The organism is Xylanibacter sp. (assembly GCF_057607445.1).
Genome location: NZ_DBLZAX010000001.1, coordinates 226,764 through 241,032 on the forward strand (window position 1 = coordinate 226,764; position 14,269 = coordinate 241,032).

Genomic DNA, 14,269 nt, shown 5'->3' on the forward strand with positions numbered 1-14,269 from the left:
GTTTAATTATTAAAAATTTTATTGCAATGAAAAAAGAACAGAAAGAAAAGTATGAGTCTCCGTCAACCCGGAAGACTCAGGTAAACCTGGAAAACGGGTTTATGTCGGCTTCTGTGTTTGAAGATGGAACCGAAAACGCTAAGGGCGTTACCATTGAGGAACACGGATTTGCTAACCCGGATAGCCCATGGGAAGGTGATTATTCAGGAAGTACTTGGGATTAATAATTAAAAATTTAAATTATGAAGAAGAACATATTTTTAATAGCAGGCATAGCACTTACGGCTATGCTTAGCGGTTGTGCAGATGAAAATCTGGACAATACCGTTAAAAATCCCGTTAAGTCGGGTGAGGAGATTATGTTCGGGTCTAAATTATCTGGTGATGCAGATGTGATTGAGTCAAAGCCTGGAACCCGAACTGTTTATGGAGATCGTACTACTACCGGAGTCCCCGTATATTGGGAGGCTAATGGCACCGATGAGATTGCTATATTCTGTGATCAGGCATCGCAGCCAGCAAGTCATCTTGTACATTACAAGATAACGCCCGACGAAACAGACCATGCAACAGCTGCAACTGTTGCAAAAGTAAACACAAGTGAAGCCGGTCTGCAATGGGGAGATCTTGATACAGAGCACAGATTTTATGCTTTCTATCCGGCAAGTGCGGTAAAAGGTTCTGCTGAAGAGGATCAGACGGGAAAGATTACAGCCAATATTCCTGTTACGCAGCAAGTGCAGGAATGGAGAATTGTTGAGAAAGGAGCCAATGGTGCTATTGATGGCAAGAAAACTTATTTCGGACTTCCGAATATGGACTATGCCTATATGTATGCTTATAATGCCGTAACACCTTCGGATGTAAAGGAAGGTCAATTCATTGACTTGCAATTCCATAATTTGGTGACAGTGCTTGATATCACTGTACAGGGTCCATCGTCTGGTACTGCTACAATTACCAATATTAATGTGGACGCGATTGACGGTACAACGCCTATTCTTACGGGTGATTTTACATGTAATATCCGAAATGCAAGTACCGGAGAAGGTGCAGTAGCCACTTGTGAGCCGGTTGGTGACTTTAATGAGGAGCGCGGACGTATATCTATTCCTTGCTATGATAAGAAAAACGGCCAGTTCATTCAGCTTGGTCCAGATGAGCTTCTTAACGTAAAGGCTTATATCATTCCACAAGACTTGGAGAATACTGTAAAGCAGCGTACTCTTCGTGTTACTGTGTCTTTGTTGAATGGTGCTCCTTGCAGGAAGACTTTGCAGACAGCGGATGTTACTCCGCATAAAATCAACCGTGTTATTCTTCCTCCATTGACAATCGGAGGCACAAACTATTGGATGAGTTCACTTGACCCAGATATCTATGTGTCAGAGCTTTCTATACCTGGAAGTAAGTTCTCTGTTTTGACAAGTGATAATGGTGCAGATAGGGTTTATCAAAATAGTGATATTGATAAGCAGTTTGAGGATGGTGTTCGTGCGTTTATATTCCAGACTGCTGTTGATGGAACAAATTCTCATCCTATTAATTTGGCAAATAATGAATTTACATATGATATAAATGTTGTTGCAGAAGATCAGTCTCATCAGGTCATGAGTTTGTCTAATGCTGTTAAAAAGATTGCTTCATATCTAGACCAGTGTCAAAAAGCTGGAAAAGAAAATGAATTTGCTTTCTTGATGTTGACTTATACTACAGGAGACCAAGATCTTGGTAAAGGTCATTTGACTTGGGGTGGTATGGAATGGGATAGACCTGCGCTTTCTGCAGAGCAAACATGGATTCAAGGATTACGTGATAAAGTCAATGAGATTGCGGCAGACCCAAACAATCGTATTTATACTGGTGAAATTACTCCAAATACAACAATTGATGATGTCAAAGGTAAGATTATTTTAAAAGCTAATTATAATTCGGAAGACATGATTTCTGGATATACGGGATCTGCTCCAATTATGTTTACTTATTGGGAGTCTGCTACTGGTCCTGATGGCTATCAGGAGAAAAATGGCGGTATGCCTATGGATTGGGGAACTCCTATGTGGTACACAAATTCAACTGCTGATTTGAGATGGTATTATCAGGAGGTAACGAGTGTTGGAGATGGTCAGGAAGCTACAACTCAGGAGAAGAAAGATGGTATTCAGAATTTGTTCCGTAAGAGTGTTGATTTGTATCATAATGACACATCTCATAAGACATGGTTTATGAATGACCTCGGAGGATACTATTCTGACAATGTAGATATAAATGGCAGAGGTACTGGTATTCAGGCTTTGGCTATTGATATGAACCAGATGGGAGTTGATGAGTTGCAAAACCGTGAAGAAAATGCCGGACTTGGTCTTATCTTCATGAACTTTGCTGACAAGCAGGAAGGATCAGGTGTTGATTACAAGAGCGACTGGCTGATTCAGACAATTATCGACAACAACTTTAAGTTTGCGTTGCGTAAGAAAGGCTCAAGCACGACGCCTTCATCAAAATACAATGCCACTTATTCAAATGGCGGAAATGCCGTTGGTTGGGATAAGTAATCACTATTGACAATGAAACTTTCGCTGAGTTTTTCAGCGAAAGTTCATTGTTGAAGAATGTATCATATAAGATAAATGAGTTATCCTATACGAAAATACGCGGCATTAGTAATTGCGTTAGCCTGCTTTGCTTCATGCCAGGACGAGTCTTTGCTCGGCGGCGACGCTGCCGGCAACGTGAAGATTCTTGCACGCATGAGCGGCTCAACACCTACGCGTACTTGTGTTGACGGAGTTACGACAGACGGTTCGGTGGGCATATTGTGGTCGCCGGGCGACCGTATCGGTGTGTATGGAAGCGCCGGAACGGCAAACGCCTTGTTCGTATCTTCAAATACGAGTGCCGCGCCTGAAGCCGTCTTCGCAGGCAATCTGAAGCAGGGCGAATCTCCCTCTTACGCCTACTATCCCTATGACGAAGGCAACTCTTCGTCGGATGTATCGGCTATTAAAGGAAACCTGAAGCTTGTTCAGGCATACAACATGGCCGACGGAACGTTAGAGGCCGACTATAAAGTAGGCAAGCCAACGTTCTCATCAGCTGATGGCGGACAATATGAGTTCTCGTTCGAGCATCTGTTTTCCCTTATCAGGTTCAGCATCAACGCCACGGGTACTCTTCTCGAAGGCGATAATCTTGAAAGCATCATCCTGACTTTGCCCGACGGGCGCAGGCTCGGCGGCGAGTTTACGTTCGACGCAGCTTCGAAGGCTGTGACATGGACAGGTGCTGCCGACGGGGTGAACCAGCTGACCATGAAATGGAGCGATGCTCCGGCGCTTACGAGCGGACAGGAGCTGACGGGATATATGACCTGTGCCCCTGACATACATCAGAACGACGATATAAAAATCACCATTCTGACACATCAGTACAAGGCAGAGTTCACCCGCCGTTCGCTTGCAGACTTCGCTGCTAACACATGCTACACGTTCCCGCTGACGCTTGCCAACTATTCTGATATGGTTGTAACCAAGCGTCCTGTGTTCAAGAGTTTCTCATTCGATGTAAGTGCCAACGAAGGCAAAATTCTTGGCACCAAACTGGTGTATGAGAACGGAAAGACACAGCCTGTGGCTAATACGGCAGAGGTGATGACGGTAGGTACTGACAGCGTTACCGGCTGCATACCTTATCTGTTTGACTTCAAGCTGAAGCCCACGTTCACCATACCTGAAGGCATGACCGTAACAGTGGACGGAAAAGCACAGACGAGCGGAGCCGACGAGCAGGACTTCAGCAAGCCGGTGACATATGTCGTGTCTAACGGCGAGGAAGACCGCGCCTATGTTGTTGAGGTTACAAACACCGGGCTGCCGGTGGCAGTGCTTGAGCAGGAAGGCGGCAACGTCTATTGGGATGAGGCCGGCATAAATGTGCGCGGCAAGGAGGAAGACTGGGGCGGAAACGACCATTTTACGCTATACAATGCAGATGGAACGGTAGATGTGGAAACTGCTTTATGCGGTTCGCGCCTTCGCGGCAACTCCACGCAGAACTTCCCGAAACTTCCCTTTGCGCTTAAATTCGACAAGAAAGTAGGTATACAAGGACTGCCTACCGACAAGCGCTGGGAGCTGCTTGCCAACTGGATGGACCGCACTTCGCTGCGCAATGCAGTTGCTCTCGACATAGCTCATCGCACGGCCGGTGCACATACAGACGGCCTGGGATGGAGTCCTAATGGTGTGAATGTGGAACTGGTTATCAACGGACGTCATGTGGGAAACTATTTCCTGTGTGAGAAAGTGAAGATTGATGCCGACCGCGTGAACATCAAGGACTGCTATGAGGACGTTGTGGACGGTGGCAACCCCAATCCTTCTGTTGCCGACTGCGGTTATCTGCTTGAGTTCGACGACGCGATGGATGAGGTCAACTGTTTCCGTACAGACCGCGGACTGCCTGTCATGTTTAAGGATGAAGTGCCGGAAAACGGAACGCTGTTTAATGCCATAAAAGATAAGATTGAGACAATTGAGCAGAATCTGGAAAACGGCAACTACTCTGAAGCCTACAAGCAGCTGGACATCAACTCCGTCATTGACTATTTCTTTGTGCAGGAACTTACGTTCAACGATGAATACAAGCATCCTAAGAGCGTATATATGTACATCGACGGCGAGGATAAACTGACAGCGGGCCCGGTGTGGGACTTCGACTGGCAGACGTTTATCATTCCGGATCAGGTGCGTGCCTACGGCGGAACTTACGACTGCCGTAACACGGACGAGTGGCTGTATGGAGCTTCGGCGCTGGCCGAAAAACAGTGGCCATGGGGAAATCCTGATTATGTCAACGACAAGCCCTATATGTGGTATCCGCTTCTGTTTAAAAACCCGACGTTCAGAAGTAGCTTACAGGCGCGCTGGACGGCTGTTTATGCAGCCTTGCAGGCTGTAGTGGCAGAGATAGACCGGCTGGCACTTCAGAATCGTCTTTCAGATAAGTTCAACTCGGTAATGTGGCCTACCACACGCACTCTGAAAAACGAGTGTGGCGCTGCGTTCAACGGTGATGAGGATATGACCTTCGACCAGGCAATACAGTCGATGAAGAAGGCATATACAGACCGTCTGAACTGGATGAACGCGCAGATAATAAGTGGAAGTTTCGTGACAGACGCAGACTAATGAAAATATCTAACGAATAAAAATTCATAATATGATTAAAAGAACAATCGCGGCAGCCATTGTAGTATTGGCTGCAGGTTCAGCCTTTGCCCAGGCTGAACAAAAGACCAGTTCCACAGAATATGTGGAATACAGCTCAAGTAAATATAAAGTGGAGACAAACGGCTTCTGGAGCAACTGGTTTGTCAGTGTTGGCGCTGGTGGCCAGGTCTACTTTGGCGACCATGACCGTCAGGCTTCGTTTGGCGACAGAATTTCGCCGGCTCTCGATGTAGCCGTTGGCAAGTGGTTCTCGCCGAGCATAGGCGTAAGGCTTATGTATAGCGGCCTTTCGGTTAAGGGTGCCACACAGAAGGGATCTTTGGCTCACAGCACTGGTGAGGATGTGCCCGGAAAGGGAGGTAACGGCTATTGGCTGGAGAAGCAGAAGTTTAATTACTTCAACTTCCATGCTGATGTGCTGTTCAATCTCTCTAACATGATATGTGGCTACAATGAGAAACGCCTGTATAACCTCAGCGCTTACGGAGGTCTCGGCGTGATGCACGTGTCAGAAGAGCCGTCTGCCACAGACATATCAGCACACTTCGGTCTTCTTAACACCTTCCGTCTGTGTTCAGCTCTGGACCTCAATCTTGACCTGCGCGGAACGCTGGTTAACGATGAGTTCGACGGCGAGGGCGGAGGCCGCGGCGGCGAAGGTATGTTCACCGTTGCAGTTGGTCTTACCTATAAGTTTAAGCCGCGCGGCTGGGAGCGCAGCAAGGTCGTTACACGCACTGTGTATAACAACGACGAAATCAACGCCATGCGCGAGCAGCTCAACCGCATGAGCGAGGAGAACGCACGTCTGCAGGAAGCTCTCAACCAGAACGACAAGGAGAAGGCTGAGACCATAGTTAAGCAGATAACATCTGCCAACCTCATCGTGTTCCCGATAGGCAAGAGCACCTTGTCTAATCAGGCTCGCGTAAACCTCGGCATGCTTGCAGAGGTAATCAAGCAGGGCGATCCTTCAACGGTTTACACCATCACCGGATATGCTGATGCCGGAACCGGAACAAAGGCCGGCAACGAGCGTCTGAGCAAGAAGCGTGCTGAGGCTGTATATAACTGCCTGGTAAAAGAGTTTGGTGTTGACAAGTCACAGCTCCAGATTGACTATAAGGGCGGTGTGGACAATATGTTCTATGACGACCCGCGCATGAGCCGTGCCGTAATCACCAAGACAAAGTAAATATATCTGTCTGACTTGTTGCGATGCGTACCTGCGTCAGCAACGCAGTGGCGCGAGGGTGTGGCAAGGAGTCAGGGCTGGTTAGCTCATTTTATTGCAGTCGGATTTGCTCTGCTGTCTGAATGTGTTTTCGGGCATACAGCGTCAAGTCTGGTATGAGTTTGTCTGTTTCTATAGCCCCTCTTCGTACACATCCTCGTTTTCTAATTGAAAGTTTTGTGTTCAATCCCATTTGCTGTCTTTTTGGCAGTGAATGGGATTTTTTGTTTTCGGGAGTTTCATCTGTCCGCCATGATTCTGATGAGGCATGCCGAGAAAATGATCAAACGGCAATGTAAACAAGACGACGGGCTGAAAGCATGGACGCACAAAACATATAACGCTATCTGCTGGCTGATGGCAGATTCGCGTTTAAGGGCCTGCATAAGGCTTATGTTACAGATATGCCGTTGCCTGACGGAAAAGCCGTCAGAAGGCGCAGAAATGCTTCGTGTGGGCATGCAGCATGGGGGAGCCTGTGCCGGCCATGCGTGGTGAGGTTATGTCATTGGGACATATCCATGCCGCGTCAGAGCTGCTCATGCTGATAAAGTTGCCGGTTGAACGGCATTATGCTTAATGATTTTTGAGACGTGCCTTGAAGGTATGCCGGCGCCCTGTGTAAAAAAGTCAGTTGCTTTTCTGTTGTTTTGGCTTAGCTGCATCGTAGGTTTTTCTGCACGATTAGACGGTGGAGTATATGCAATAAAAAAGGAGTACCGTTTGGTACTCCTCTGTGATCCGTTTGGGGCTCGAACCCAAGACCCCAACATTAAAAGTGTTGTGCTCTACCAGCTGAGCTAACGGATCATCTTATCCATTCGTTTTGTAAAGCGAGTGCAAAGGTACGGCTTTTTTCTTAAACTACCAAATTATTTTTCAACTTTTTTTAGTTTTTCTTCGTTTTGCACCTTTTCATGGCCTTCTTTGGTGATGTATCGCTGATAATAGGCTATGAGGATGGTGGTGAGGGGCAGGGCGATGATGAGGCCGATGAAGCCCAGCAGGGTGCCCCATACGGAGAGCGACAGCAGCAGTATGGCAGGGTTGAGGCCCATGGCCTTGCCCATGATTTTTGGCGTTACCACCATGTCGCTTATTATCTGTACGATGCAGAACACTGCCACGGCTCCTGCCAGTATTATCCAGAAGTTCTGGCCTGTGTCGGCAGCCTTGAGCAGGGCAAGGAACACCGTGGGGATGAGCGCGAAGGTGTGCAGATAGGGCACAAGGTTCATTATGCCTATCATTATGCCGAGGCCTATGGCCATGGGAAAGTCTATTATGGTGAAGCCTATGCAGAACATGATGCCCATGCAGAGCGACACGAGCGACTGGCCGCGTATGTAGTTGTTGAGCTCGCGCTCCACGTCGCCCATCAGCTCCTGCCAGAACGGGCGCACCTTCTGCGGGAATATCTTTATCCATTTGGTGGTGAGCGCCTCATAGTCGAGCAGGATGAAGAACATGTACATGAGCGTTATGAGCGATGCCACCACGCTTATGATGATGTTGGCCGTCTGTCCGAGTACGCTGAATAGCTTTGGCATGGCGCTCCTGATGGCCTCTGTTACATCTTTCTGCTTGAAGAACTGGTGTATCTCGTGGCGGTTGTCCTCAATCCATTGACGTATGGTGCTGGGAAAGTTGTTTATGTGCGTAGTCTTGTGCAGATAGCGCGAGAGCACATCGCCCAGCTTGTCGAACTGTTCTATCATCGGCGGAACTATGAGATAGAATATCCCCCCTATGACGGCAATGACGAAAATCAGCGCGACGATGATGGACAGCGCCCTTGTGGGCACGTGCATCTTGTACTGGACAAACTTTACGATGGGGTAGAGCAGATAGGCCAGCAGCCATGCCACGAAGAACGGCAGCAGCACGTTGCTCAGATAGTTGGTTATGAACAGCACGGCGCCGACAAGCAGGGCTATGAGCATCCAGCGTATGAATTTGTCGAAAGTGATTTTCTCTTCAAGCATATTTTATCGTGTCAATGTGTTTTGTCCTTGTTTTTGTCTTCTTCAAGCGCCTTGCGGTAACATTCGCGACAGAGCGGTTCATATTCGGCCTGCTCGCCGAGCATCACGCGCTTCTCGTTGTTCACGAGACGGTGGCTGACGTAGGCCAGTGCGCCGCATCTTACGCAGATGGCATGCACCTTAGTCACTTCGTCGGCAATGGCGCACAGGGCCGGTATGGGGCCGAAGGGCACGCCCTTGAAGTCCATGTCGAGCCCCGCAACGATGACGCGTATGCCCTTGTTGGCAAGTTCGTTGCATACGGCCACGAGTCCGTCGTCGAAAAACTGCGCCTCGTCGATGCCCACCACGTCGATGTCTGACGACAGCAGCAATATCGACGACGACGAGTCGACCGGCGTGCTCATTATGGAGTTGCGGTCGTGGCTGACCACCTCAATCTCAGAATATCGCGTGTCGAGGGCGGGCTTGAAAATCTCCACTCTCTGCTTTGCAAACTCGGCGCGTTTAAGCCTTCTTATAAGTTCTTCGGTCTTGCCCGAGAACATCGATCCGCACACAACTTCTATTCTTCCAGGGCGGTGTGCCTCGCCTGCCAGATTGTTGTTCATTATGGCGCAAAATTACAAAGACGTTTTAAAAATTGCAAAGAAATATAGCGTTTTTTTGCACTCGTGAATTATTTAACTTATATTTGTGGCGAATTATGGGCTTGTTATATATAGTACCCACACCGGTGGGAAATATGGAAGATATGACGCTCAGGGCCATACGCATCTTGAAGGAGGCCGACCTGGTTTTGGCTGAGGACACCCGCACGTCGGGCATACTTCTCAAGCATTTTGAGATAAAGAACCAGCTCTATGCCCACCACAAGTTTAATGAGCACGGCACGTCGGCGTCGATAGTGGAGCGGCTTAAGGCCGGAGCCACGGTGGCTCTGATAAGCGATGCCGGCACTCCCGGCATAAGCGATCCAGGATTCTTCCTGGTGAGAGAGGCTGTCAGTGCAGGTGTAACGGTGCAGTGTCTTCCCGGCGCCACGGCTTTTGTGCCGGCTCTGGTGTCATCGGGACTGCCTTGCGACAGATTCTGTTTCGAAGGCTTCCTGCCTCAGAAGAAGGGGCGTGCAACCAGGCTTGACAGTCTGCGCGAAGAGACCCGCACGATGATATTCTATGAGTCGCCCTACAGAGTGCTGAAGACTCTCGAGCAGTTTGCCGAATATTTTGGCGAAGACCGCAGGGCAAGCGCCTGCCGCGAGATATCCAAGATACACGAAGAGAGCGTGCGCGGCACACTGGCTGAGCTTATAGCCCATTTCAAGGAAACCGAGCCGCGCGGCGAGTTTGTCATCGTGGTGGCCGGCAAGAACGTTAAAGAAAGGAAACCTAATAATTAATAGCATTATGAAAAAGGTATTATTTTTCGCGGCATGTTTTATGGCTTTGGTCGCATGTAACAACGAGAAAACAGGTTCTAATCTGCCTCAGGTAAGCCAAACAGACTCTTTACAGAAGATTATAGAGCAGAAGGACAATGAGATAAACGACATGATGGGAATCCTGAACGATATTGATGAGGGCTTCCGTCTGATTAACGAGGCTGAAAACAGGGTGAGCGTGGCCAAGGACGGCGAGGGTGCCGACAAGAAGCAGCGCATACGCGAGAACATCCAGTTCATACAGCAGCGCCTGGCACAGAACCGCGAGCTGATAGAGAAGCTGCGCAAGCAGGTCAGCGAGAGCTCTGTTAAGGGTGAGGAAATGAAGCGCACAATAGAGAATCTGGTTAAGCAACTTGAGGACAAAGACCACCAGCTGAAAGATCTCCGCGCACAGCTCGAGGCAAAGGACATACATATCGAGGAGCTCGACATGACTATCAACTCGCTCAACAAGGATGTAAGCAACCTGAAGGGTGAGAGCGAGCAGAAGTCGCAGACAATAAGCAATCAGGACAAGCAGCTCAACACGGCATGGTATGTGTTCGGAACAAAGAAGGAGCTGAAGGAACAGCAGATCCTGGTTAACGGCAAGGTGCTGCAGGGCAACTTCAACAAGAGCTACTTCACAAAGATAGACATCAGAAACTTCAAGGAGCTGAAGCTGTATTCTAAATCTGCAAAACTCCTTACGATGCACCCGTCAAGCAGTTACAAGCTTGAGCGCGACTCTAAAGACCAGTATGTGCTGCGCATAACAAATCCGCAGATATTCTGGAGCACAAGCAAGTATCTCGTGGTGCAGGTTAGATAAATATTGGCAGAATAATTCAGAGAACACATTTTTCTGACTTCTGCGTCAGCATTGTTGGCGGGCAGTATCCGGCACGGGTATTGCCCGCCAATTTTTTGTGCCATACGTTTTGGGTAATCCCAAATCTGGTTGTTAGTATTCGGTCTGGATTTTTGTAAGATTTTTCGCAGGCATAGCGGGCTATGTCAAGAAAAATCTTACAAAAAGACGCCAATAGAAACAAGAAGACATACTGAAAGCATGATGCACAAATTTGATAAAGTTATGTGCGGTCTAATGGCAGATTTTGGTTGAAGCTATGTGCTGAATTAGCAGCTCCGCATACCCGTTTCATGCCGCTCCGTGCATGGCTTTATTTCGGCACGGTAAGGCATGAAACGGGGCGAACGGCGTTTTAGCTGTTATAAGTCATTCGTTTGCGATAAAAAACTCGGCCACTTTTGCATCAAAAGTGGCCCATTTACGGGTCGTAAACGATAGGTTAATGATTTGAAACATATATGCATCGTTTTGCTTAACATCCGTGTTGAATTAATTGGAAATTGTGCAGGATGTTAAGCAAAATAGCCCATTCCCCTTTCAGATTTTTGCCTTTTTAAAAGTCAAAGCCTTTTTGACCTCCACGGATTCTGATTTTTATTTATATTATATTATGTTTATGCACCTCGTCATGGTGCCGCAGATAATGCCGTTGTTTATACTTTTGCGCGTGTTTTATATTTATTGTCAAAAAACGGGTTTCTGTATCAAAAATTAAAGTTTATCGTTGGCGGCTTTAGAAAAAATGCTTATCTTTGTAAAAAGCTACTTGGCTTAAATGTAATAAAATGAAAAACCGGCATATATGACAAAATGTGGCCAACACCGGATCAGCCTACCAGTGATGTTCATCGTTTTGTAGAGGTGATAACCATAAGCCTCTGTGCAGAAAGCACCACATTAAGCAGCATTGGCTTTGTTGCCTGATGCAGGTGCTGTGGAATACAAAAACTTAAAAAGATAGCAATATGGGATAAGAAAGTGTTTTTGAGTAATGCGAAACAGTAATTATGGCGTCGATGTATAAAAGTTTATCAGTTAAAACTTATCGACCATGAAAGGCAATATTTTTATCAGTAAGCTGCTGTTGGCGGTGCTTGTTTCCATGCAGGCTTTCGGCTGCATTTATGCACAGGACAGCGGATTTAAATTGAAAGGCCGTATATGCGAGAAAGACGGCAAATCGGGCATTGGATATGCCACAGTGAAAGTATATAATGACACCGACAGCGCGTCGGTGTATCGTGGAGTGGCCGACGAGGCCGGAGCGTTCAGCATAGGCAGCGTGGCCGCCGGCAGCTATCGTGTGGCTGTTACATGTGTAGGCTATGAGGGTTATGCCGCACGCGTAAATGTAGGTGCTGACACCGACATGGGCACGATAACGTTAAGCGAAGACAAGAACATGCTTGACGGAGTGACGGTTATGGCCGACTACTCGAAAGTGAAACCTACGGGCGACGTTGTCGTCAAGGTGAAAGGCAATCCTATGGCCAAGGGCAAGACCCTGATCAACTTTATGCGCTATCTGCGCGACCTGGACGTTACAAACAACAGCATAAGTGTGCGCGGCAGAGAAAACACCCTTATATATGTAGACGACCGTAAAGTGAGCTTCGAGCAGCTCAAGTCTATCCCACCGTCAATGATCGACCGCATAGAGATAATACCTCATGCCGACGCGTCTTACGGAGTGAATGCCACGGGAGGCGTAGTGAAGGTGTATCTGCGCAGCGAAGGCGGACTGCTCGGTTCGGTGTCGCTGTATGGCGAGGCCGATTATTATTCGCCGGTAAGGTTTTCTCCGGGATTTAATTTTCTTTACTCTAAAGGAAAGATAAGCATCGGAAACTTCTTTAACTCGCGCCCTTATGAGCGTTACAGGCCGGAATATTCAGAGACAAGCATATATGAAGGCGTGAAGGACGAAACACATATAAAGGGCGTCAACTACGGCAGGTCGCTTGATGAGAATCTTTCGTTCAGATACTCGTTCAACAAGTTCGACCGCATCGACGTTTACGGCGGAGTGGGCGTCGGCAGCGGCGACAGCCGTCAGACCAGCATCGGCAGCGATTCGGAAACGAAGATGAACACCGACAACAATCATAGAGACTATAACGCCGGACTGCAGTTTCAGAAAGGTCTGTCGGCCGACGGGCGAAGCTATTTCATGCTGAAGACCGAATATAACAAGAGTTTCGAAAATACAGACAACCGCTATGTGGTAGACATCACGTCTGACAAGGCACACAGCAAGTATAACCTCGACGGCGTTTCGGTTGAGCCTTATGTTTCGGTCGGTCTGACAAAGAGGTCGACGCTTTCGGCCGGATTTAATTATTATTATCTTATAGACCGGCATCAGAACAGGGGCACAGAGACTCTGGGCTATGTTTCAGACATGCACTTTGTCAATAAGGGACATGACTGCGCTGCGTGGGCAAGCTATGGCATCACTATAGGCAAGCTGTTCATGAGGGCTGCGCTGAACTATATATGGGGCGAGCAGATATATAAAGACTATCTTGCTCCTGAAAACAATGTCAGCAATATAGAGAGAGGCCTGTTTCCGACTTTTGTCCTGCAGTGGGACATAAATCGGGAGAAAAGGCGCTTCCTCAATATAGGCTATTTCCGCTATTACTCTTATCCCAACTATAATTACCGTTCGCCGGAGGTGGTATGGCAGAACAGCAAACTTTACAGCGTGGGTAATCCGTCGCTGAAGATGCAGACGTACAACCAGCTGCAGGTATATTTCTCGCTGAACAGGTCGTGGTCGGCAGATTATCTTATGAATTTCGGCAACGACTTGGTTAAGGTGCTGATGCAGCCTGACGGAAGCCGCCCGGGCGTATATTTTACGCGCCCTGAGAATGCTGGCGACAGGATGTATCACAAGCTAAGGCTTACATATTCGGGCCGTCTTTTCGGCTTCTGGTACAGCCGCAACACTCTCGGGGCAGTGTATATGCAGGAGAAGATGCCGGGACGGAAGGTGTGCAACGCCAACATCTCGTTCAGTACAGACAATGATTTCACTCTGTACAAGGGAATAGGCCTTACCATGGCAATGAGTGCTACGAGCAAGACCGAAACGCTGAGCTATGAGAACAACGCGACATATACGATAGACTTCGGTGCCTATGCTTCGCTGCTGAAAGACAAGCTGTCGCTTAACTTTGTATGGGGCAACGTGTTCTACAACAAGAATAAGATGAAAATGTATGGTGACGGATGGGAGGTTACGCGCCTGACGCTGCACTCGAGAACGCGCCTTATGCTTACGGCAACATGGAATTTCAGTCTTGGCGCTAAGATAAAGAAGACCAGTCTGCCTACTTCTGACGGCATGCACAGGCAGACGCCTACGTTGTGATTCCGCCGGGTTTAAGCCATACAAGGCTTATAATAAACAGCAACCTTACAGTCTTGATATAAACACAGAGAATGTGCCGGCATAAGTTTGCCGACACATTCTTTGCGTTTATTGTATGAGATGTTTTTATCTTATTTATG

General features: G+C 47.9%; 9 protein-coding genes and 1 tRNA gene. 7 read left to right on the forward strand and 3 right to left on the reverse strand.

The genetic code is table 11. From position 1 onward, the window contains the following. The first annotated feature begins 26 nt into the window (after nucleotides 1-26). The 4 genes from ACZMIG_RS00965 (at nucleotide 27) to ACZMIG_RS00980 (ending at nucleotide 6,426) form a co-directional block, all read left to right on the forward strand. Entirely contained in the window at nucleotides 27-224 is a 198-nt protein-coding gene (locus tag ACZMIG_RS00965; RefSeq protein ID WP_487888861.1) for a hypothetical protein, read from the forward strand. 18 nt (nucleotides 225-242) lie between these two features. Continuing rightward, a complete protein-coding gene (locus tag ACZMIG_RS00970; protein ID WP_487888862.1) occupies nucleotides 243-2,555 on the forward strand; it encodes a PI-PLC domain-containing protein in 2,313 nt (770 codons plus the stop codon). Between the two features lie 75 nt (nucleotides 2,556-2,630). Beyond that, the gene (locus tag ACZMIG_RS00975) at nucleotides 2,631-5,189 is read left to right on the forward strand and encodes a CotH kinase family protein (RefSeq protein ID WP_487888863.1); all 2,559 of its coding nucleotides are present in this window, start codon (nucleotides 2,631-2,633) and stop codon (nucleotides 5,187-5,189) included. Nucleotides 5,190-5,220: 31 nt separating this feature from the next. Further along, a complete protein-coding gene (locus tag ACZMIG_RS00980) occupies nucleotides 5,221-6,426 on the forward strand; it encodes an OmpA family protein (protein ID WP_443732794.1) in 1,206 nt (401 codons plus the stop codon). A gap of 776 nt (nucleotides 6,427-7,202) precedes the next feature. On the opposite strand, the gene ACZMIG_RS00985 is transcribed toward ACZMIG_RS00980, so the two are convergent. The 3 genes from ACZMIG_RS00985 to ACZMIG_RS00995 all read right to left on the reverse strand — a co-directional run bounded on the left by ACZMIG_RS00985 (nucleotide 7,203) and on the right by ACZMIG_RS00995 (nucleotide 9,061). Beyond that, nucleotides 7,203-7,275, reverse strand: a tRNA-Lys gene (locus ACZMIG_RS00985). 62 nt (nucleotides 7,276-7,337) lie between these two features. Then, entirely contained in the window at nucleotides 7,338-8,450 is a 1,113-nt protein-coding gene (locus tag ACZMIG_RS00990) for an AI-2E family transporter (protein ID WP_021855146.1), read from the reverse strand. A gap of 11 nt (nucleotides 8,451-8,461) precedes the next feature. Further along, nucleotides 8,462-9,061: a thymidine kinase gene (locus ACZMIG_RS00995; protein WP_021855145.1), complete on the reverse strand. Its 600-nt coding sequence runs from the start codon at nucleotides 9,059-9,061 to the stop codon at nucleotides 8,462-8,464. Between the two features lie 95 nt (nucleotides 9,062-9,156). Here ACZMIG_RS00995 and rsmI point away from each other — a divergent pair, with 95 nt between their 5' ends. The 3 genes from rsmI to ACZMIG_RS01010 all read left to right on the forward strand — a co-directional run bounded on the left by rsmI (nucleotide 9,157) and on the right by ACZMIG_RS01010 (nucleotide 14,129). Continuing rightward, entirely contained in the window at nucleotides 9,157-9,852 is a 696-nt protein-coding gene (gene rsmI / locus ACZMIG_RS01000) for a 16S rRNA (cytidine(1402)-2'-O)-methyltransferase (protein WP_021855144.1), read from the forward strand. Between the two features lie 7 nt (nucleotides 9,853-9,859). Next, complete coding sequence (locus ACZMIG_RS01005; RefSeq protein ID WP_021855143.1) at nucleotides 9,860-10,708, forward strand: Cbp1 family collagen-binding glycoprotein adhesin; 849 nt, start codon at nucleotides 9,860-9,862, stop codon at nucleotides 10,706-10,708. Nucleotides 10,709-11,801: 1,093 nt separating this feature from the next. Further along, nucleotides 11,802-14,129 (forward strand): outer membrane beta-barrel protein, encoded by a 2,328-nt coding sequence (locus ACZMIG_RS01010; protein WP_487888864.1) that lies wholly within the window; start codon nucleotides 11,802-11,804, stop codon nucleotides 14,127-14,129. The last annotated feature ends 140 nt before the right edge of the window (nucleotides 14,130-14,269 follow it).